At 60.2% G+C, this 21,717-nt stretch carries 18 protein-coding genes; 12 read left to right on the top strand and 6 right to left on the bottom strand.

The features are described from left to right. The first annotated feature begins 33 nt into the window (after positions 1-33). On the top strand, positions 34-591 hold the full coding sequence (locus tag AC07N4_RS01510) for a GNAT family N-acetyltransferase (RefSeq protein ID WP_493064778.1): 558 nt from the start codon (positions 34-36) through the stop codon (positions 589-591). Here AC07N4_RS01510 and AC07N4_RS01505 read toward each other — a convergent pair. After that, positions 581-1,504, bottom strand: coding sequence for a carbon-nitrogen hydrolase family protein (locus tag AC07N4_RS01505; protein ID WP_493064777.1), 924 nt, complete (start codon positions 1,502-1,504; stop codon positions 581-583). The two genes, AC07N4_RS01510 and AC07N4_RS01505, sit on opposite strands and share 11 nt — an antisense overlap. Before the next feature lie 84 nt (positions 1,505-1,588). Here AC07N4_RS01505 and AC07N4_RS01500 point away from each other — a divergent pair, with 84 nt between their 5' ends. After that, positions 1,589-2,503: a LysR family transcriptional regulator gene (locus AC07N4_RS01500; RefSeq protein ID WP_493064776.1), complete on the top strand. Its 915-nt coding sequence runs from the start codon at positions 1,589-1,591 to the stop codon at positions 2,501-2,503. On the opposite strand, the gene AC07N4_RS01495 is transcribed toward AC07N4_RS01500, so the two are convergent. After that, on the bottom strand, positions 2,504-2,758 hold the full coding sequence (locus AC07N4_RS01495; RefSeq protein ID WP_007957535.1) for a hypothetical protein: 255 nt from the start codon (positions 2,756-2,758) through the stop codon (positions 2,504-2,506). Between the two features lie 153 nt (positions 2,759-2,911). On the opposite strand from AC07N4_RS01495, the gene AC07N4_RS01490 reads away from it, so the two are divergent. After that, complete coding sequence (locus AC07N4_RS01490) at positions 2,912-3,229, top strand: ElaB/YgaM/YqjD family protein (RefSeq protein ID WP_096820293.1); 318 nt, start codon at positions 2,912-2,914, stop codon at positions 3,227-3,229. 56 nt (positions 3,230-3,285) lie between these two features. On the opposite strand, the gene AC07N4_RS01485 is transcribed toward AC07N4_RS01490, so the two are convergent. After that, the gene (locus AC07N4_RS01485) at positions 3,286-4,317 is read right to left on the bottom strand and encodes an Ldh family oxidoreductase (protein WP_493064775.1); all 1,032 of its coding nucleotides are present in this window, start codon (positions 4,315-4,317) and stop codon (positions 3,286-3,288) included. A gap of 188 nt (positions 4,318-4,505) precedes the next feature. Here AC07N4_RS01485 and AC07N4_RS01480 point away from each other — a divergent pair, with 188 nt between their 5' ends. Continuing rightward, positions 4,506-9,320 carry a dermonecrotic toxin domain-containing protein gene (locus AC07N4_RS01480; RefSeq protein WP_493064774.1) on the top strand — a complete coding sequence of 1,605 codons (4,815 nt, stop codon included), beginning with the start codon at positions 4,506-4,508 and terminating at the stop codon, positions 9,318-9,320. 64 nt (positions 9,321-9,384) lie between these two features. Here AC07N4_RS01480 and AC07N4_RS01475 read toward each other — a convergent pair whose 3' ends face one another. Next, a complete protein-coding gene (locus AC07N4_RS01475) occupies positions 9,385-9,654 on the bottom strand; it encodes a PepSY domain-containing protein (RefSeq protein ID WP_102621347.1) in 270 nt (89 codons plus the stop codon). 153 nt (positions 9,655-9,807) lie between these two features. Here AC07N4_RS01475 and AC07N4_RS01470 point away from each other — a divergent pair, with 153 nt between their 5' ends. Further along, positions 9,808-10,809: a FecR family protein gene (locus AC07N4_RS01470; RefSeq protein WP_102621348.1), complete on the top strand. Its 1,002-nt coding sequence runs from the start codon at positions 9,808-9,810 to the stop codon at positions 10,807-10,809. 57 nt (positions 10,810-10,866) lie between these two features. On the opposite strand, the gene pvdQ is transcribed toward AC07N4_RS01470, so the two are convergent. Next, positions 10,867-13,209: a bifunctional acylase PvdQ gene (pvdQ, locus tag AC07N4_RS01465; RefSeq protein ID WP_493064773.1), complete on the bottom strand. Its 2,343-nt coding sequence runs from the start codon at positions 13,207-13,209 to the stop codon at positions 10,867-10,869. A gap of 298 nt (positions 13,210-13,507) precedes the next feature. Here pvdQ and AC07N4_RS01460 point away from each other — a divergent pair, with 298 nt between their 5' ends. After that, complete coding sequence (locus AC07N4_RS01460; protein ID WP_085731113.1) at positions 13,508-13,885, top strand: fe2+ zn2+ uptake regulation protein; 378 nt, start codon at positions 13,508-13,510, stop codon at positions 13,883-13,885. Positions 13,886-13,903: 18 nt separating this feature from the next. On the opposite strand, the gene AC07N4_RS01455 is transcribed toward AC07N4_RS01460, so the two are convergent. Continuing rightward, positions 13,904-14,092, bottom strand: coding sequence for a hypothetical protein (locus tag AC07N4_RS01455; RefSeq protein ID WP_096820288.1), 189 nt, complete (start codon positions 14,090-14,092; stop codon positions 13,904-13,906). Between the two features lie 157 nt (positions 14,093-14,249). On the opposite strand from AC07N4_RS01455, the gene AC07N4_RS01450 reads away from it, so the two are divergent. The 6 genes from AC07N4_RS01450 to AC07N4_RS01425 all read left to right on the top strand — a co-directional run bounded on the left by AC07N4_RS01450 (position 14,250) and on the right by AC07N4_RS01425 (position 21,698). Beyond that, a complete protein-coding gene (locus AC07N4_RS01450) occupies positions 14,250-14,390 on the top strand; it encodes a hypothetical protein (RefSeq protein WP_170929569.1) in 141 nt (46 codons plus the stop codon). Positions 14,391-14,653: 263 nt separating this feature from the next. Further along, entirely contained in the window at positions 14,654-15,907 is a 1,254-nt protein-coding gene (locus AC07N4_RS01445) for an MFS transporter (RefSeq protein WP_493064772.1), read from the top strand. Between the two features lie 9 nt (positions 15,908-15,916). Beyond that, entirely contained in the window at positions 15,917-17,047 is a 1,131-nt protein-coding gene (locus AC07N4_RS01440; RefSeq protein ID WP_493064771.1) for a LuxE/PaaK family acyltransferase, read from the top strand. Position 17,048: 1 nt separating this feature from the next. After that, positions 17,049-19,499: an aldehyde dehydrogenase family protein gene (locus AC07N4_RS01435; protein WP_493064770.1), complete on the top strand. Its 2,451-nt coding sequence runs from the start codon at positions 17,049-17,051 to the stop codon at positions 19,497-19,499. After that, positions 19,483-20,772: a phenylacetate--CoA ligase family protein gene (locus AC07N4_RS01430; protein ID WP_493064769.1), complete on the top strand. Its 1,290-nt coding sequence runs from the start codon at positions 19,483-19,485 to the stop codon at positions 20,770-20,772. The genes AC07N4_RS01435 and AC07N4_RS01430 overlap by 17 nt, the downstream gene beginning before the upstream one ends. Beyond that, positions 20,772-21,698, top strand: a complete 927-nt coding sequence (locus AC07N4_RS01425; RefSeq protein ID WP_493064768.1) for a GNAT family N-acetyltransferase — start codon at positions 20,772-20,774, stop codon at positions 21,696-21,698. The genes AC07N4_RS01430 and AC07N4_RS01425 overlap by 1 nt, the downstream gene beginning before the upstream one ends. Positions 21,699-21,717: the final 19 nt, after the last annotated feature.

The following is a 21,717-nucleotide window of genomic DNA, read 5'->3' as shown; positions in this document are numbered from 1 at the left end:
GCTCACTGACAGAAACAGGGAAGCCGCAGGTTTATGGAAGACACCCCCACGCTGTACACCGAACGGCTGATCTTGCGTCCGCTTGAACTGGCGGACGCCGAGGCCATCCAGCAGCAGTTTGCGCACTGGGAAGTGGTGCGTTATCTGAACGCCTTCGTGCCCTGGCCTTATCCGGACGACGGCGCCCTCACCTACCTGCGTGACATTGCGCTGCCGGCTGTTGCGGCGGGCAAAGAGTGGCACTGGACGATTCGCCTCAAATCGGCACCGGAGCATTTGATCGGCAACATCAGCCTGATGGTCGGGCCGGACGACAACCGTGGCTTCTGGCTTGCCCCGGCCTGGCAGGGCCAGGGCTTGATGACCGAAGCCAGCGAAGTCGTCACCCGGTACTGGTTCGAAACCCTCGATCAACCGGTGCTGCGCGCGCCGAAAGCCGCACCGAACCTTGGCTCGCGAAAGCTCTCGGAGCGCACCGGCATGCGCTTGATCCGCTCCGATGAGGACAACTTCGTCGGCGGACGTTTCCCACGGGAAGTCTGGGAAATCACCCGTGAAGAATGGCGGCGCCGACAGTCCGTCAAACCGTGAAGCGCACGCCCGGTTTCGCCCGCTCGTCGACGCCCAACTCGAACACATCGGGCCGTGCATAGTGGCCGACCACGTCGTAGTCGTAGCGGGCTCGCACCAGCTCTTCGGTGTCGATCTCGGCGGTGAGCAATCCGGCTTCGCCGCGCAGAGGCCCGGCGAGCACATCACCCATCGGCCCGACGATCACGCTGCCGCCGGCAATCAGCGGCCGGTCCGCCGGCCAGTTGGCGATCTGAACGCCCAGTTCGTTTGGTGAAGCCTGGACCTGACAGGCGCTGACCACAAAGCAGCGCCCTTCATGGGCGATATGGCGCATGCTGACCTGCCACATCTCGCGTTCATCCACGGTCGGCGCACACCAGACCTCAATCCCCTTGGCGTACATCGCCGTGCGCAGCAGCGGCATCATGTTTTCCCAGCAGATCACTGCGCCGAGTTTACCGACCTGAGTGTCGAGCACCGGCAGCGTCGAACCGTCGCCCTTGCCCCAGATCAACCGCTCGGTGCCGGTGGGCATCAGTTTGCGGTGCTTGGCCACCAGACCGGCCTGTGGGTCGAAATACAGCGCGGTGCAATGCAAGGTGCTGCCGGCCCGTTCGATCACGCCGATCACCAGGTTGGCGCCAGTGCGCGCCGACAGCCCGGCCAGCGCTTCGGTTTCTGCGCCTGGCACATCGATGGCGTTGGCAAAATAACGGGCGTAAGCCTCACGCCCCTCGGGCAGGCGATAACCCAGTTGCGTACCAAAGCCCTCGCCTTTCGGATAACCGCCGAGCAACGCTTCGGGCATCACCACCAGCGCTGCGCCGGATTCGATGATCGCGGCTTCCCAGCTCAGGATCTGTTCCAGGGTGTCAGCCTTGCCGCCGGGCAAGGCGCCGATCTGCAGGGCGGCAACGATTGATTTGGGCATGGTGGTCACTCCGTGAAGTTCAGGTGTTGCTCATTCTCCGGCGCCACGGGATCATGAATAAAGCCCGACTCACTGCTGAATGATATGAACACAATGAATATCGCCACTGTCGATCTCAACCTGCTGAAAGTCTTCGAAGCGCTGCATGAAGAGTCCAGCGCCAGCCGCGCAGCGTTGCGTCTGGGCGTGACGCAATCGGCCGTCAGCGCGGCTTTGCGTCGGTTGCGCGAGGTCTATGGCGATCAATTGTTCGTGCGCACTGGTCGAGGGTTGGCGCCCACGCTCAAGGCGAATCAGTTGAAACCGGTGGTCAGTGATGCGCTGAACAAGTGTCGGCAGAGCCTGGCGATGGTCGACCCGACCGCCGATCATTACGACGGCCGCTCGGTCACCGTGGGGCTGTCGGATGATTTCGAGATTGCTTACGGCCGACGCCTGATCGAAGAGATCGCCCGCCGAGCGCCGAAGCTGCGTCTGATCTTCCGCCAGACCCACAGCCAGATCGTCGCCCGGGCCTTGATGGAGCGCAGCATCGACCTGGCGATCACCGCCGGCGGGTTTGCCGAACGGCTGCTCAGCCGTCAGGTGTTGGGTGAAGGGGGTTACGCGTGTCTGGTGGACCCGGCGAGCCTTGCGCCCGGCCAGCAGGAGATCAGTCTGGAAGCGTTTGTCGCCCGGGAGCACATTCTGGTGTCCTCGGGTGGTTTTATCGGGATCACCGATGAAGGGCTGGCCGCGTTGGGGCTGACTCGCCGGGTCTGCGCCTCGACCACGCATTTTGCGGCGTTGCCGCACCTGCTCAAGGGCAGCGCCAGTGTGGCGACCATCCCGACCCATGCGGCACAGGCGATTGCTTCAATGAGCGGGCTGGCACTGCTGCCCTGCCCGCTGGCGCTGCCACGCTATCCGATCGAGCTGGGCTGGCGCACCAACACCCAGATCGATCCGGTGGTGCTGAAGGTTCGTGAAGCGATTGTCGCCAGTTTCAAGACCGAATGATTACTTGTTGGCCGCCATCAGCCGGTTGACTTCACTGCGCACCATGTTGGCGAACTCCGGCGGCGACATGCCGTCCAGTTCGGCGCGCACGAATTCGGCCCATTTGCCCTTGCGCTTGGAGCGCTCGCCGAACAATCGCGCGGCTTCGCCCTTGGCTTTGCCCAGATTGTTCTGCCAGAGTTCGAACAGTCGGGATTTCTCGTCTTCCAGCGCGGCGCGCTCTGCGAGGGATTTGTCGGCCAGATTGAAACTCATGGGGAATTACCTGCTGCATGAAATGGCGACATCTTACACGCTGGACGGAAATCTCCGGCGCTGGTTTTTCTTCCTGAGAGAAATTCGCTGCAACTTTTCAAGCCGCGCCACACTCCATTGTTCACTGTCCATTCACCTGCAAGGAGTCACCCAATGGCCCGCAAAAGCGCCGTTCAAGCCGCTGAAGACCAAATCAAGGATCAAGCGTTCAGCGAACTCCAGGCTCTGATCGAAGAGTCGGACAAACTGCTCAAAAGCAGTGCCTCACTGGTCGGTGAAGAAGCGGAGACCCTGCGCGGACAAATCGCCCTGAAATTGCAGCAGGCGCTGGATTCAGTATCCAGCGTACGTGATCGCACCAAACCGGCGGTGGACGCCACCGAAAACTACATTGGTGGCCACCCGTGGCAGACCGTGGCGATTTCCGCCGGTTTCGGTCTGGTGGTCGGTCTGTTGCTCGGCCGCCGCTGAACGCAGAAAAAAAAAGGCGAGCCCTGCGGCTCGCCTTTTTCATGTTTGGTAAAACGTCACTCGCCTGCCAGCTCACGCAACTGCGCCAGGGTCTGCCCATCCAGCACGATGCCTTCGGCCAGTGACCTGGCCCGCTGCAAATGCCGCCGATCACCCGGCAAACGCTTGAGCCCTACCCCATGCATCTGCCTGACCAGTTCCTGGCTGCGTTCGGCGAAGCTCTGCCCGGCGGTCTTGCTCGGGTCGATCACGATCAGCAGCTGGCCGGTCCATGGGGTCTTGGCCCCGGGATGGTTCTTCCAGTCGAATTCAAACGAGAAATTGCCACCGGTCAGCGCGGCGGCGAGCAGCTCCACCATCATCGACAGCGCCGACCCCTTGTGTCCGCCAAACGGCAGCAACGCGCCGCCTTCAAGAATCGCCTTCGGATCACAGGTCGGCTGACCGAGGCTGTCCACGCCCATGCCTGCCGGCAACTTCTCGCCTTTGCGTGCTGCAATCTGCACGTCGCCATGGGCAATGGCGCTGGTGGCCAGGTCAAATACGATCGGCGCACCGTCGGCCCTTGGAGCGGCAAAAGCGATCGGGTTGGTGCCGAACAACGGCCGGTCGGCGCCGTGGGGCACCACGCAGGTCATGCTGTTGACCACGCTCAGCGCCACCAGGCCTTCGTCGGCGAAAGGCTCCACGTCCGGCCATAGCGCGGCGAAGTGATGGGAATTGCGGATCGCCAATATCGCGATCCCGGCGCTGCGGGCCTTCTCCACCAACAGTGGACGCGCCGCCGCCAGCGCAGGTTGGGCAAAACCGTTGCCGGCATCGACACTGACAAACCCTGAGGCCACGTCCTCGACTTTCGGCACGGCCTGGCCGTTGACCCAGCCGCTGTTGAGGGTCGAGACATAACCGGGAATCCGGAAAACGCCATGGCTGTGAGCACCGTCCCGCTCGGCATTGGCGCAATTGGCGGCCAGTGTTCTGGCGACTTCGGTCGAGGTGCCGTGACGGATGAAAATCGTTTCCAGCAAGTGAGTCAGCTCATCCAGGGACACCGTGGACGAAACCGCATGATCGTGTGGCGCAGACATCTGAAGCTCCAGAGTAATTATTGGAGGGAACAACAGCGAACGAACAACCCGCCAGAGGATTAACCACGGCTGGCCGGTTGCCTGTCAACCCCGCGTTATTTATCTACCACCCGCGCGTCGATTGTCAGTTTTAGCCTTGAGCCTCGACCCACGGTGCGTGCACACGCCCACCCCTGCGAGACTCAACCATGGCGACACCGACCAAACCGTTGTTATTCCCCGAAACCTTCAACTCACCCGGACTCTGGACAGAACTGGGCAAGACCCACGGTCTGGTGGAGAAGGATTTCAATTGGCTCGCTCACGTAAAACTGTCCACCGACGCCTTGCGCAACCGGCAATCCATGCGCGCCGAACGCATTCTGCTCAACGTTACAGACCAGACCCCGCTGATTTTGCCGGGGGCTTTTGTGCTGAGCGAGACACCCGATGACAAAGACGAAAAGGGTCTTTTCCTCTACACCCCTTACGGCGGCATCAAGAAACATCTCAACCGGGCCCTTCTCAAGCAGCAGTTGGAATACCGCCTGAACAACCCCGACGACCAGGATCAATTGTTCGCGTTTCTGGCATTGGTGCAGCGCAAGCGACTGCTGGATGCAGAACGCATTTCGGTGACATTCAGCCTGATCGACGGCGATGTCTTCGACGAACAGCGTCACTCGTTTAAACAAGGTCAAGTGCTCAATGCGCACGCGATGCGTGACGAGCTCAAACAGTTGCCGACGCTCACCCCCATGCTCGACAGCGCACTGGATGAACTGCTCGAGGCGCATTTCGGATCCCTGCAGCAAAGCCGTACGCGCGTCAGTTTTTACGTGGCCGGCGACAAAACCGACGGCACGCTAAAACACTGGCTCGACTCCATGAGCCTGAGCGACGCGGTCCTGTTGCATTACCGCCACCAACGCTGGCCGGACGACGCCTTGCGCGAGTATGCAAACCCCGGCAGAGAGGTGAATACAGATGACCAGAAGCAATGGGAAGACGCCGTCACCAGTGCCTCGAGCAAATTGCCGGTGTTGCTGTTTCGGCAACTGGAAACGTACTGGGACGCGCCGTCCGCTGACGGCTCGCCGCGTCGCACGTTTTTTGCCGACGTTCTGGAGGACCAGGCCCGGGCCGAATGGATGGTCAAACGTGAAACGGGCATCATCGATGCACCGCAGTTCAATGCACTGCATCAGTTGATCAGCCCCAGCGCAGACGGCCCGCACCGTCCATTCACAGAAACCGTGCGTCTGTGGGAACACGAAGCCAACTACGTCGAACTGGCCGGCTCGCTGATGATCAGCGGCCCCGACGCATTCCTCTACACGCCAGTGCAAGGCCTGCAAGTGCTCACCGATTACAACGATCTGAAACAGACGTTGCAGAGCAAGTTCATGGCCAAAGGGCATGAAGACGAACTCTACGGTCTGCTCAGTCTGGACGAACGCAATCGTTTTCTGGGCCTCGATCAGCCGCAGGTTTCAGGCGACCGGATCGTCGGTGACGTCTTCAAAATCCTTTTCGAACGGATCATCACCAAGCTGCGACAAAACGTCGAGTATGCCTTGCAGGTGTATCGCCACAGCGATGGCGTCGTAAATCTGCATGCCCTGTTCGACAAGAGCCTGGACATCCGCTCCATGGTCCATGAGCGTTTGCAGGAACTGGACAGCGCGGGCCGCTGGAGCACGTACCCGGTGGTCTCCGGCAGCCAGCAGCCCTCCCTGGTGCTGGCAGACAAGGCGCGCGCGGCGATCAAGACGTTCACCAGCATTGAAACCCCGCTTGCCGCAATGCTCAAAACACAACCTATGGCGACCGCAGACGTCCAGCGACCGTATCTTGAAAAACACAAGGCCAGCCTTGCCCACGCCTGGTTTGCCGGAGTGACCGGCGAAGCCCGGCTCCGCACGCTGGACGGCACGTTGCCCGCTTCAGTCCAGGCGATCGTCAATACGGTGATCAATCCCGACCAGCCGACACGTGCGTCAAGACATGCGATCGAGGGTTTTCGCCCGGACGCCTATTCGCTCACCCTCGAAGTTGCCGGCACCCAGGATTTGGTGCCGCTCGCCCATTGTCTGCTGATGACTGAACGCGGCGGCCGCGATCCCCAACACTCCGGGCGGGCCGTGTTATGGACGCCCGCGCTCGGACTGGAAGTGTTCGACACCGTCGCGGTCGCGCGGCACCGACTCAGCCAACGTTTGCAACACCGCACGCAGCGGTTGTCATTGCTGGAAAACATCCTGCCTGCGCAGTCGCAAGCTCACCGGTACTACACGCTCGGCGTGTTCCAGTTCATAGAAGACAACATACTGCACAATCGCATGCAATCGACCATCGAGCACTTTCTGGGTCGTTGTGAGCAGGTGAGAACACGCGTCAAAGATACGGCCAGCCGTAACAAGGCACTGACGCAACTGAGCGATTCGGTCTTGCACACCAACCTGAAACTGGCTGGCGCGCATGCGCAGGCGATCGCTGCACGGCAGACCTACCCGGCCTGGCTGGGCATGGCGCCGGCCGCAGAGCAGAAACTGCACATCGAACTCATGGAGCAGTGGCACCAGAGTGTCGTCGATGACAAGGATTACCTGGCGGGCATTCCGACGCTGGTCAGCCATGTCGAACAGACCTTGAAATCAATGCTCGACAGCCGCTTCCCGAAAAGTTCGCTCAATCCCCGTGACATCCAGATTACCCCCAACCTGGCCCTGGCCGGCCCGGCTCGCAACCTGGTCGAGTTTGCCCTGAATCACATTAACGTTGCCCAAGGCACCGGATTCAAAGTGACTTCGAGAACCACCGGTGCATTGCCCAAGGGGCTCGATCAAAGTGCTGTCACGCAACTGCTGCAGTCGCTGGCGATTCCCACCACCTACAGCAAGACAGTCAGTGATGCACTGGCGACAACCACCGTCGCAGGTCTGGCCCGGCAGCAGATTTTCTTTCGTCAGTTGCCCTGGCAGTTACTGCAACATGCCCACGCACTGAAACTGCAGCAGCATTTGTCCGAGACCGCATTCAGCTACATCCGTCAGGTCCTGGACATGCCTGACACCCTCGCGCGCGCAGCCGTCGAAGGCGCACACGCCATCGCGTGTGCGCTGTCCCTGATCAAGACAGCCAACGCCAGCGCAGTCAAGGCCTGCGGGCTGTACGTCTTCGCACCTGGCACCGGCCACAAGGGACCGCTGGTGCTCTATGCGCCGTATGCCGAACAGGCCTTTCACGAATTCGTCGATGAAAAGGCGTTGATTGCGGCGCTGAATATCCCGGGATTTCTGCAGAATCTGCTGCTGCGCCGCTTGCCTGAGGCGCATCGCGCGACATTCCGCAGCCTGCTGGCCTCCACGGTGGGGCAAATCAGCGAAATCACCCTCGATAATGTGCCGATTGCAGACAACCTGCTCAAGCACCTGTACCAGGACAACCTTGAGTTGTTGACGCAGATGCTCGGCTCACAGAAAGACAGCGACGGCCAGCCCGACTGGGAAAACGCCAGGATCCTGTTCAGTGACGGGATCAAACAGGCCTCGGACATGCTGCAGGGCAAACTCGCCTATGTGCGCTTCCTCTGGCAAGCCTATGAGGACTTCAAGGACTCGGCCGAGGCATTGCAGAATCATCACTGGAAAAAAGCACTGAGGTCTTTCATCGATGGCGCGGAGCAGATGGTGCTTGTCGGCATGATGCCCGAGATGGCTGCCGAGCGCGCGCTGGGTGCCGACACCAGCGAGCAGACAGTCGCCACCGGTACTCAAACAGTCGAAAAGATCACGGCCCCGAGCCTGGCCGAGATTGAATCGACCTCGCCACAACGCACGCTGCTGCAGCCTTTCGAAGCAACGGATGTCGCACTCAAGGATCTCGCCTACAGCGCGACTCAAGGCGTCTACCAGAAAGTGTCGAACAACCGTAGCTATGCGGCGGTGGACGGCAAGGTTTACCAGGTTGTCAAAAGCGGTCCGCACTGGCAATTGGTAAAAGATGCAGTGCGCGGCCCGACGCTGCTCAAGACTGATTCACGAATGGTGAAGATCACAAAAGGCCAGACCGTTCACTTCGGCAAAGCCTTTTCCAAAATGATCGAACACGACAAGTACTCACGCATGCGTCGCACGATGCTCAATATCGAAGCGCACGGTATGGGAGAAATCACTCGGCGATACCCCGAAAAAGCCCGGATTCTCGGGCGTGCAGTCGCGATGGCCCGGGACTATGCGTTCAACTGCCTGCATAACCTGGCCATTCTGGACATCAATGTCGTGCCCGGAGGAAGGGTCAACCGGTTTCTCATGGAGTTTTTTGATGTACCGCGCGTCACGACACAGATCCTGTCCAGGATAAAAACGGCGATCGTGCCCATCTGCAATGCATTGGTGGATCCGACTGATGATTTGCTCAATACCGATCGTTTCATTGTCGGCTCGACCCGATGGTTCCACGACGTGATCGCGTTTGTTCTTGATGGCGATCAGAAGAACAAAGTCCATTTCACCCAGCATTTTTTTGATCAGGAACTGGACGACTACCTGCCCGTCGTGGCACAGGGATTTGATATCGACGGCCACGCACAAGCCGAAACCCTCATACACGAGATGGCCCATCAACTGAGCAATGCATGGGACATTGCAACGGTCAGGGGGCGCGAGCCGTTTACTGACCTGATTTCACCGGCCACACCTGAGGGTGCCAACCTGTTCCAGGACCTGCAAGACGAACGAAGAATGGCGCTGTCACTGGCCACGCCGCGAGCGCAATTGTTCGCGGAATGGGACGCTGGCAGCAAGGCCTGGATCGACTTCGACAGAATTGCGGAGAAGGCGACCACCACGGCGGAAATCTTCAAACAGACGCAAAGCACTACCATGAACGCAGCACGCAATGCGTTCATGGATCAGAACTCATCGGACGCCCGTGTTGGTGTCATCTTGCATAACGCCGACTCGATCGCCCTGTTGATCTGCGAAGTCGGCCGGCAACTGGATTCCGTTCCCGCGCCGTGATTCGCACAAAAAATGCGCAGGCTCGACACCTGCGCATTTTTATAATGGATCACCCTGTCCGAAATCAGTCCTTCTGGTCACGCAAGACGTTGCCCGATGCACCGTCAATGCGGAATTCATACACCACACCGTCAGCCTTGCGCCCTTCCCCTTTCCAGTAGCCGTTGTTGTCGGCTTCGATCTCGTAGACCTCGACATACCCGGCCTTGGTCTTGACGATTTCAATGGCTTTTTCAATGGTGATCCATCCGGCGCCCGGCCGGTCGGCCAGCGCCACACCGGCACTCAGAAGACTGGCTGTCGCAACGAAAGCGGCCAAGGTTCTTTTGATCATTTTTTCACTCCATTTGTGGATAGTGCTCATCGGATGTCCTGCTTTTTGGGCGCCCGAGTGAAAAATAAGTTCCACTTTGATGGGCAATTGCCATGACGGATGTTCTCGGCACCTTGCCCTCAAGGTTAGAATGCCGGAAATCAGGACGAGTCAATGACCCAGAACACCCTCTCCGAAGCCGAATACGATGCGATCACCGATGCCGCTGCGCATTGGTGCATGCGCCTGCACGCCGTCGACTGCACCGCCGAGGAACGGCTGGCGTTCGAGCAATGGCGCGATGCGCATCCGCTGCACGCGTTCGAATACGAGGCCATGCTGGAAATCTGGGATGTCGCCGAACACCTTCCGCGCCCGGAGCCAGCGGTGATCGTACCGATCAGCCCACCGGCCCGGACCTGGCGTCAATATGCGGTAGCAGCGTCCGTTTGCGCGCTGGCGTTGCCACTGGCAGCCTGGACGGGATGGAATCTGGGCTGGTTGCCCAACAGCTATCAGCATTTCGCTGCCACCGACAATGTCCGCCACGTCACCCTGGGCGATGGCAGTCAGGTCGAGCTGAACCTCAATACCGATCTGACCTTCAGCAATTACAAGGACGAGCGTCGTGTCACCCTGAAAAAGGGCGAAGCCTTTTTCGAAGTCAGCCATGACCTGAACCATCCGTTTATCGTCAGGGCTGGCGAAGGCAAGATTCGCGTCACCGGCACTCGCTTCAATGTCTGGATGTATGAGGACCAGGTGAAAGTGAACCTGGTTGAAGGTTCGGTGCTGGTCACCAGCAACACTCAGTTATCCGGCGATGGCCTGCGCCTCGGCCCTTCGATGCAGGCTCGCTACAAACACGGCGATTACATGCCGCAAATCAGCCAGACCTACGCCAACGACACCTCGCTGGCCTGGCGCAGCGGCAAGTTGATTCTCGACAACCTGGCGTTGAACGAAGCCCTGCCGCTGATCAACCGTTACCTGGACAAACCGCTGATGCTGGCCGACAGCGCCACGGGGTCGATCCGGGTCGGTGGTATCTACAACATCAAGGAGCTCAACAGCTTCGCCGGCTCGATGCCCAAAGTCCTGCCGGTGTTCATCACCCGCAACAAGGACGGCAATCCAGTGATCAACCCGATGCCGCAACAACCCCCAAAAAGCTGAAGGCCGCCCCTTTTCGGGGGCGGCCTTCAACGGCTGTCGCAACGTTCTGACGACTGATTACTGCGCCGCCACTTTCCCCGTTTTATCCAGTTCTTCACGCACACTTTGCACCTGATACTGCGGGTCAGCCTTGATCTGCTGTTCGGTGAAAGGCAGTGCACTCCACTGTTTCTTCGAGAAGGCTTCTGTCTGATCCCGCGAGTATTTCGACGCGGGATCGCTGGACAGCGAGAACGCGAGCAGGCCCTGAGCGTGCGGCCCCTTGTCGTCGAACGTCACCACTTGCAGGTAACTGGTGCCGCTGACCACTTCCAGCTTGCCGTCTTCACGCGGCACGCTCTGGATTGCGTTGTAGATGCCCAATGTCCCTGGCCCGCCATGGATCGGCGTCTGCTGACCGCCACTGCTGACCACCTGGACATCACCCCAGCGGGTTTGTGCGGTCAGGCCCATTTTGCTGGCCGATTCGGCGGACGCCAGCATCGCTTCGCGCAACGCCTTGGCCACTTCGGGCTTTTCAGTCGCCAGTCCGCGCGGCGTGTGCTGCGCGTCCTTCGGATCGAACGCCACGCGCCAGACATCCGGCGATTCCTGCAAGGCTTGCATGATGGTCTGGAAATGCACCTGGCCCATTCCCGAATCCAGGTTCGCGCGACCGTCCCAGGCCTTGAGACCGCTGCACACCGATTTCAACGCGGCATCGGCACCCGTTTGTGATGCGCAGAACTTCAGCAGATCAGGCAGCACCTGGTCGGCCAGAAACACCTGATCATCCATCACCATGTGTTGCAGGTCCTGCACCGACACCGAACCTTTTTTGCTCAGGGTCGCCAGACGATCCAGTGCAAAACGCGAGCGCAGCCCCAGTGGCTGGCCCTCCTGGCTGATCAGCGGCGAGAAACCAGTCAGCGGTTGCGCCGGGTTGGCCAGCCACGCCGAATCGTTGGAGTGCTGGACGAAATCCTTGCGCAACAATTGCGGCAATTGACTGGACGCGTAAATGCCTTTTTGCGCGGCTTGCGGATCGATGTCCCAGGCGCAGGCGCTGTTGGCGCCGTCGAGCACGATCATTTTCAGGCCGATACGCGGATCGCTGCACTTGGCCAGTTTGGCGGCACTGACGTTCGGCACCACCGACAGGTTCATGTACAGCGTCTGACCCTTGTCATCCACGGCCAGGGTGTTGACCCACGGGATACCCTGAATCTTGTGCACCGAGTCCTGCAGATCCTTGAGGTTGCCTGCACGGTTCATCGCGTACCACTGCGTCAACACCCGGTCGTTGTCGAGGTTGGCATCGCGCAGGCTGTAGGCGTACTGATGGTCCCAGTCGAGCTTGCCCGGCCACTGCACGATCGGGCCGAATTGCGAGCTGTAGATATCACGCGATACCGGCGTCACCTGCCCGTCCGCCTGTTTGACCTGCACCGTCACCGTTTGCTTGTTCAGCGGCAACGATTGCCCATCGAGCACATAGCGGGTTGGATCTTTCGGATCGAGTTGCAGGCGATACAAAGTGAAGTGCTTGGACGAGTCGACCGTGTGGGTCCAGGCCAGGTGCTGGTTGAAACCGATGTTGATCATCGGCAGGCCCGGCAGCGCCGCACCCATCACATCCAGTTTGCCGGGAATGGTCAGGTGCATCTGATAGAACCGCATGCCGCCGACCCACGGGAAATGCGGGTTCGCCAGCAGCATTCCACGGCCGTTGAAGGAACGCTCGCTGCCCACCGCCACCGCGTTGCTGCCACGGTCCAGGGCGAAGCGTTGCAGGCGTGCGGCGGCGAGGTCATAAGCGCGGGCGTGGCTGTCGTTTTGCGCAGTGGCTTGTGGCGGCGTGGCGCCTGCCAGTGCTTCGGCGAACTGACCGACGCCACCCTCGACGAGCAACCGACGCGTCAGCTTCACCAGGTCTTCGGCTGCAATATCGCGCACCCATTCGCCCTGGCACTGTTGCGGCAGCCCTTGCTGGCGGCGCTCGGCCAGATACCGGTTGTAGCCGGCGGCATAACCTTGCACCAGATCTCGGACTTCGACCGGCTGCGCCTGCCAGAAGGCATTCACCGCTTGCGGGGTATTGAGCCACTGAAAGAACACGTCACTGACGCGGTTTTCGCGCTCTTCGACGGTGAGCTGATCCGGCCCGAAGTACCTCGAGCGTTCGCCGTTGACGGTCACGATTTCGTTGGCCAGCAGGCACAGATTGTCCTGCGCATAGGCATAACCGATGCCGAATCCGAGGCCACGCTCGTTTTCCGCGCGGATATGCGGCACACCAAAACTCGTGCGACGGATATCGGCCCCGGCCTGGGTGGAAGGACTGAACGCATGCGCCGACAGACTCAGCCCGAGAAACATGCCGGCTAGGGTCAGTCCGGTTAACTGCCTGGAAATAATCACGCTCGCTCCTGATCGAAATACCCAAGAGCGCAGCCGCGCACCCTGTTCGAATACGTGCGCAGCGGCTACGCCCTGAAATCACCCACGCGTCCACGCGCAATGAGCCTTTCCAGAAAACGAAGCCGGGGGGAAAAATTTAGTCAGTCACAAGCCCGTTTCGAGCCCGGATCACGGAGAAAGGACGAATCAACGACAAATTTTCTACATTTTTCGCTTCATGATTTGTCGGGCTGATACGTCTTGTTTAGAGAGAGCACCCGTAACCCTTCCTGATCAGGCTCTGAAAAGGAGTAATCGCATGTACAACCCGCAACTACCATCGGACGGTAGCCAGGCACCACAAGGAGCTTCCATGGGTTCGCACGCCAGCGTATTCGGACAACGAGCCGAGCGCCACGGCAATGAACGTATTCGACTGCTGCTCAAGAGCTTCGGCCTGCGCACCAGCCTGATTCGCCTGAAAGTCATCGATGCCTTGCTGGTCGCCGCTCAGAGCGAGCGCAGTCTGGGTGTGCGCGGTGTCCACAGCCAATTGCTGGAACTGGGCATTCCGCTGTCTTTTCTCAGCGTGCGCGAAGTGTTGAAGCGCCTGTGCGCCGAAGGCGTGATCACCTTCAACGCCGACAAGAGCTACAGCCTGCATCCACAGGCTGCCGCCGTCCTCAATAGCGATTGAGCCCCTTCTGGAGCGCCGTCAGGGTTTGACCTTGCGGCGCATCACCCCGTTGATCACCACCACGACCACCGCCACGCCAATGGCGATGTACTGGAACACTTTTTCGCTGATCATCCCGGCGTTCTGCATCCAGGACAGGCCGAACATGATCGCCAGTACGGTGAGGGCGATCAGAATCGAGTATTTCAAACGTTGCGACTGAGTCATTGCGAATTCCTGAAACTTTGAAATGTATCGGGTTTGTATCGACTTTCATGCCATGGGCATACCGTGTCACGGGGATGCGCCGCTGCAAACGGGGTCTCATGTTACAGCCGATGAAGAGCTTTGGCTCCATGCGGCGTTAACCATGAGGACTTTTGAAATGCTGCGTCGAATCACCTGGCTGATTCCTGTATTGGCGCTGCTCACGCTGAGCGGCTGTATCATTTTCCCCCACGGCGGCTGGCATGGCGACCATCGCTATTATGGCGCGCCCGGACCAGGCTACTACCAACATCGATAAATCCGACATTCGAACAACTCTCATATCCGCTTCTTCAAATGCAACATTTGATTGAGCACCCGTAAAAAATGCCCACGATGATGTGGGCATTTTCCGTATATATCCCCTATCAAAATGTCGGACATTTCACCCGCAGCAGTAAGCAATCCGCCTTCGGCAATACCCTGCAAACCTGCGACATACCACGTCGCAGCGGCGGCGTAGGAACATCCACCTCTCGCCCCTACCCTTTGCGCTCTCCCCTTTGAAGGCCATGGAAGCGCATGCAAAGAACACTCATCGATATCCCGCCACTAAAAACGCTTGGCTTCTGTCTGGCCATCACGCTGTTCGAGTGGCTGACCTACATGGCCAGCGACATGATCATGCCGGCCATGCTCACCGTCACCGAAGACTTCGGCGCCGATCCACGGCATATCCCCACTGCGTTTAATCTGTACCTGATCGGAGGCGTCTGCCTGCAATGGCTGATCGGGCCATTGTCCGACCGGTTTGGCCGACGCCCCTTGTTGCTCATCGGTTGTGCGCTCTTTGCGATGACCTGTCTGGCTGCAATCGCCACGCCCGGCATTGAAGCCTTCAATGCATTACGGCTTCTGCAAGGCATGGGACTGGGATTCGTGGTGGCTGTCAGCTATCCCGCGCTCCAGGAAGTGTTCTGTGAGGCGGATGCCGTGCGGCTCATGGCGCTGCTGGGCAACGTTGCGCTGCTGTCGCCGCTGCTTGGCCCGTTGTTGGGCAGCCTGTTGCTGGAATGGCTGAGCTGGCGCGAACTGTTCCTGGCCCTGGGCCTGGTCGCTGCCATCGCGTGGGCCGGGCTCTACGTCTGCATGCCGGAAACCATCGGGGTCGTTCGCCGAGACGGCGGCCAGCAGGCGCCAATTCCGTTGTCCTGGCGACAGACATTTCGTCGATACCTGGCCCTGCTGCGCAACCCGAGGTTCCTCGGCGCGAGCCTCGCGCTCGGGTTGATGAGCCTGCCGTTGATAGCGTGGATCGGGCTCTCGCCCCTGCTGTTGATCCAGCGGCTTGCCTTGTCCACACGTGAATACGCCTTGTGGCAGATACCGATCTTTTCGGCGGTCATCGTCGGCAATCTGATTCTCGACCGTTTGCTGACCTCGCGCGAATTGGTGCAGTTGATTCGCCTGGCGCTCTGGCCGTTTTGCCTCGGGCTCTTGACCCTGCTGGCGGGTGCTCTGACAGACCTGCCCCTTGGTTTGTTGATTTCAGGCCTCGCGCTGTACGCCGTGGGGCTGGGCATGAGCAATGCCGCACTGTATCGACTGGCGCTGTTTTCCAGCGATGACAGCAAAGGCCTGGTCTCTGCCGCAGTGGGCATGATCTCGATTGCAGTGATGGGCACCGGCGGTTCGCTCATCGCGGTAATCGTCGGCGGTGCCCGCCTCGATTCCTTCGCCCTTTGGGCTGCACTGGGCGGGCTGCTGAGCCTGCCTCTCTTGTACCGGTTTCTGCGTGAACCTCCGGCAGAAACCGCTTCCTCGACACATCAATAAGGACGCCTGATGTTCCATTTCCCCCATAGCGACGCGCTCTGTGCGTTGACACAACCCTATTGCCCGGATTCCTTGCCGGCGGGGCTTTTCGATCAGGCCATGGCCGAAATCAGCCGCTTTCACAGTGAACACACCCCCGGGTATGAACACTGGTTGAACGCCAATGGACTGACCGTGACGGATCTGGACAGCCTCGACGACTGGTCGCGACTGCCACCGATCTTCGCCAGTTTCTTCAAACAGCAACAACTGCTCAGCCCGACCGGTGCAGACGCACTGGAACTGACATCGTCAGGCACCAGCGGCGAGAAAAGCCGCATGCGTTATGACGAACGCAGTCTGGCCGCCGCCCAATACATGGTCGAACGGATCTTCCACCACTATGGCTGGGACAGTCCGCAAACGCCGTGCAACTACTTGCTCCTGAGCTACGAGCCTGAAGCCAGCATTACCCTGGGAACGTCGTTCACCGACCAGTTCCTGTGCCGGTTTGCTCCGGTCAACCGCGTGGTGTATGCCTTGCGTCGGACCGGTGGCGGTCACGAGTTCGATGGCTTTGGCGTCATTTCGGCGTTGCAGTCCTTTGCCGAAGAAGGCCTGCCGGTGCGGATCTTCGGGTTTCCTGCATTTCTCTGGCAGACCCTGCAACGCATGCAGACCACTGGCGTGGCCGATCTGCAACTGGCAGCTGACTCCCTGGCGCTGTTTGGCGGCGGCTGGAAAACCAACGCCGCGCAGGAGATCCCCCGCCGGAAGCTTTACGAGCGTACCCACCAGCAATTGGGAATCGACATCGCCCGCTGCCGCGACGGTTACGGTGCGGTCGAGCATCCGGTGCCTTACCTCGAATGCGCTCACCATCATTTTCATGTCCCGGTCTATTCAAAGGTATTCATACGCAATCCATCCGACTTCTCAGTTCTGCCTTATGGCCGGCCCGGCTTGCTGAGTGCGGTCTCGCCCTACATTTCTTCGAGCCCCGCCCATGCGGTGGTCATGAGCGACCTCGCCACCCTGCACCCCGGCGCAAGCTGCGGCTGCGGTCTGGACAGTGACTGGTTCGAACTGCATGGCCGCGCCGCCACCACCGCCGGCAGAAGCTGCGCGATGGCGGCGTCCGAACTCTTGGGGAGGCACTGATATGTACCTGATCAATGGACAACTTCACGCGGACATCGGATTCGATACCGCTCTGGATCAGTTGCGTCAGGCCCTGCCCCAACGCCTGAACTCGCCTCTGCACAGCGAGACGGTCATCCATGCGGCGGCCACGCTCGCCCTTCGGTTGGGCGACATCAGCCTGACCCTGCCGCTCGACGCCGAACAACGCGAGTCACTGATCGAGTTCTGCCAGCCTCAAGGTCTGCGGCGCAAACTCGAACGGGAGCTTGGCGCTCAACCCGCTACACTGCGGCGCTTCGACTATCGCCAACCACGTTTCGAATGCTGGAGCCCGTTGGGCCTGGTGGTCCACATCACTCCCGGAAACGCGGCACTTCTGGCGTTCTGCGCTGTGATCGAAAGTCTGCTGGCCGGCAACGTCACCTGGCTGCGCCCCAGCAGCAGCGATCAGGGGCTGACCGCGCAATTGCTCCACGCGCTGACGCAATGCGACCCCAGCGGCCAACTCGCAGGGCATGTCGCTGTCGTTCCGGCGACCACCGCGCAAATCGGCCAGCTGTGCCAATGGGCCAACGGTGTCTCGGCCTGGGGCGGCGAATCGGCACTCCAAGCGATTCGCCAGCAAATCCCCGCCGGATGCCGCTGGATCGATTGGGGACATCGCATCAGCTTCGTTTATCTGACACCGGACGCCGCCTCGCCTCAGGCGCTCGACGCCGTGGTGGACGAAGTCTGCCGACTCGATCAGCAAGCGTGCTCGAGCCCGCAATGGTTGTTGGTGGACAGCGACGATGAGGCCGTATTGCGCGGTGTCGGTGAGGGTCTGGCCAAAGCATTCGAACGCCGCGCCGGACAATGGCCGGCATTGCTGCCAACGATTCAGGAAGCCTCGCAAATCACCACCGACACCGCCATGGCCAGGCTCGCACACAGTTTCGCCGAAGTGGCTGGCGAGGTCTGGACAGCACCGGGCTGGCGGGTGATCTGGACCCATGACCGACCATTGAAGCCTTCGCCACTGTTTCGCAGCCTGCTGCTCAAGCCACTGCCGCACACACGGGTGATCGAGACCCTGTTGCCATGGCGAAACGTGCTGCAAAGCTGCGCCCTGATCTGCCCGGAACAGCAGATTGCAGAGCTTTCACAGCTGCTGATCACCGCCGGCGTCACCCGCGTTGCTCCGACGGAAGCGATTCACGATGGCTACGACGGCGAACCTCACGACGGCGTCTATGCCCTGCAACGCCTGAGCCGGCGAGTCTCGGCCAGTCTGTCGCCGACAAAACTGCCCTCCCACGCCACGCTCAATGGCTCAGGCATTGCGCCCTGTGTGATGAACCTGCCGATCATGAGCAAGGAAGCGTTCATCGCCCGCCCGATCAACGCTTCGGCCCAACTGTATTTCCGTTCCGGCGGCAGCAGCGGCGTGCCGGCCTTGTCTGGTTTCAGTTATCGGGACTTTCGCCAACAGATGCGCGCTACAGCCGATGGTCTGTTTGCAGCGGGTCTCGATCCACGTCGGGACCGGGTGATGAACCTGTTTTTCAGTGGCGGTCTGTATGGCGGTTTTTTCAGTTTCTCCAAAGTACTGGAGCAACTGGACGTCACTCACCTGCCGATGGGTGCCCCGGCCGATGATGACTACCGGGAGATTGCGCAATTGATCGTCGATCAGCAGGTGAACACGCTGATCGGCATGCCAAGCACCCTGCACCGTTTGTTCCTCAACGAACAAACGCGTCTGCGCACCTATGGCGGGGTCGAAAAAGTATTTCTCGGCGGCGAACACCTCGGCGAGCAGAGCCGGCAGTTGCTGCAAGACTGCGGCGTCAGCCTGATCCGCTCGGCGATCTACGGCAGTGTCGACGCCGGCCCGCTCGGTCACGCCTGTTCAGCCGCCGGCGACGGTGTGTTTCATCTTTTGAGCGATATCCAGCACCTGGAAATTGTCGCGTTCGAAACCGACCAGCCAGTGCGTGACAACGAGACCGGTCGCCTGGTGTTCACCTCCCTCGCTCGAGAAGGTCAGGACGTTCAGCGTTATGACGTCGGCGACAGCGGCCGCTGGGTGCCCGGACGGTGTGGCTGTGGTCTGCAGACGCCGCGCTTCGAACTGCTTCAGCGCCACGGCAGGCTGGTGCGCATCGGCACCGATTTCATCTGCCTCTCGGAACTGGCGCAGCACCTGCAGACCGAGTTTCAGGTGATCCTCGAACATGCCCCCGACGGACTGGAATGCATGAAATTTCTAAGTGTGCTCGAACCCCAGGACGTGCATCGTCGACTGCTGGGTTACCCGACGCTGGCAACCCTTGTGCAGACCGGGCTGCTGACAGTGGACGCGCAGGTCTGCGCCATCGACCGGTTCACCCGAAACAAGCACAGCGGCAAGACGCCGCTGCTGATCGATAACCGAGGAGCCCGCGCCTCCTCCGTTCTGCAAGGAGCACACCATGATCCCAAGGATTGAATTGCAGGAGCTGGTCGCTTTTGCGCGTCAGCATTCAAGCTTTTACGCCAGCCACTTTGCCAGCGTCCCCGAGCAGGTAACGGCACTGACCGATTTACCCGTGATTGACCCCGCGCACTACTGGAAAGGCAGCCAGGACCTTGACCGCTGGCCGGTATTGACCGCAAGCCTGGGCAACGCACTGGTGTTCAAAACCGGAGGGACCACCAGCGATGGCAAACTGTCGGTCTTCGAGCGGCGGGAATGGCAAACGCTGGTGGAGGATTTCGGTCGCAACCTCACCGGGCAACTGAACAAGGGCGATCAGGTCGCCAACCTGTTTTTTGTCGGCGACCTGTATGCCAGTTTCATCTTCACTCACGATGCGCTGGCCCACGTTCAGCCGGGCGTCGTGGAGTTCCCTTTCACCGGTCATGTCGACTCGACCGTGCTGGCCGATTCGATTTCCCGGCATCGGATCAATGTACTGGCCGGTGTACCGGCGCATTTGTTGACCTTCGCCGCGTGGCTGGAACATCAGGGACGCCGGCTGGAGTGCATCGAATGCCTGCTCTACGGCGGTGAAAGCCTGTTCCCGGCACAGTTGCAACTGCTCGGCCGGGTGTTCCCCAATGTACGCGTCGCCTCCATGGGGTATGCCAGCGTCGATGCCGGCTTTATCGGCGCCAGTGATCGCGACTGCGCCCTGGGTGAACACCGGATGGCGCAGGGCCACAGCGTGCTGGAGATCCTCGACGAACAAACCGGTGAGGTAATCGAAGAATGCGATCGCACAGGCCGCCTGGTGATGACCAATCTCACCCGGCGGTTGATGCCGCTGATTCGTTACCCGGTCGGCGACCGCGCCTGTTGGCGAGAGCTCGACCGAACGCCCACGCGCAAATTCGCGCTGATGGGCCGCAGCGCCGACAGCCAGCGAGTCAGGGTGGGAATCCTGACACTGCTGCCCGATGAAATCGGCGATACGGTGCAACGCCTCACCGGCAGTGACGATTGGCAACTGGTGATCGAACAGGCCGGAACGAAAGATATCCTGCGCCTGAAATGGGCTCCGGACGCTGTGCAACCTGCTTCGGCAGACACCGACCGGAGGCTGCACCACGCGTTGATTGAACACTACCCGTTGATCGAACAACTCAATGCCGATCACTTGCTGGACGTGGAGATTCACTGCTGCACGGTTCAGGACCTGTCACGCCATCCGCGCTCCGGCAAACGCCAGCGCGTACTGGATCTGCGCGTCTACGACAGCCCGCCCATGGAACACCGCTGATGGAAACAGTTACCCTGCGCAGTTACCGCAACAGCGACGCTGTGGCCGTGAGCAACCTGTTCCGAAAAACCTACGGCGATCTTTACGCCCAGCCTCACGTCTATCTGCCCTGCATGATTGATCGCAACCATGCGCTGGGGCGCTGGCACTCTCTGGTCGCCGTCGCCGAAGATCAAATGCTGGGACACGCGACCTTGATTCGTGCCAAGGGATCGCACATCGCCGAGCTGGCATTGAGCGTGGTTGCCCCCGAAACCCGAGGTCAGAACATTGCTACTCGCCTGGGACGGCAGCTGTTGATTCATGCGCAAGCGTTGGGATACCGGGGCGTGACGATCAAACAGGTCACCGGCCATCCTTACACACAGCGCATGGCAGCCAGTCTCGGCTTTCAGAGTGTCGGATGGCTGCCCGACCATGTCCCGTCTCCGTTCAATGCCTCGGCGCGGGAATCGCTGGTCATCGGTTACACGCCTGTCGACGATAACCGACGCCCGCTCCCGACCCAGGCGTGGCCCGAAAGCTGCCGGGATTTCATGAGGCAGATGTGCAGCGTGTTCGGAACACAGGACAAGGCCGCGCCCTGGGTGGGCGAACCGGTGCAGCTGGAACAACAATTGAACCGGTATGAAGGCATTTTCAAAGAGATCGATGGCGGCTTGCTCAAGCAGTTGCAGGAACTGCCGGCGCATTGGCTCATTTCAGTCAGGCTCAGGCTGGCAAAGGAATTCGCAAGCGCTTTTCACTTGCTCACGACGGCGGGATTCGTGTTCACCGGGCTGGTGCCGGATGAGAGAGGAGCTGGCTGGCTGGCGTTGTTTCATCGTGGCGCCAGGCCACCGGCGTTGACGCTGATTTGCCCGCAGATGCAGCGGCTGCATGACGACCTGCAATCGCTCATTGCCAAGCCATCATCGTCCGTGTAACGCAAGAATGCCCAGGCCC

This window comes from Pseudomonas sp. GW821-FHT09E04 (genome assembly GCF_059416185.1).
The sequence above is the reverse complement of the archived record's forward strand: the minus strand, read 5'-3'. Positions and strand labels throughout refer to the sequence as shown.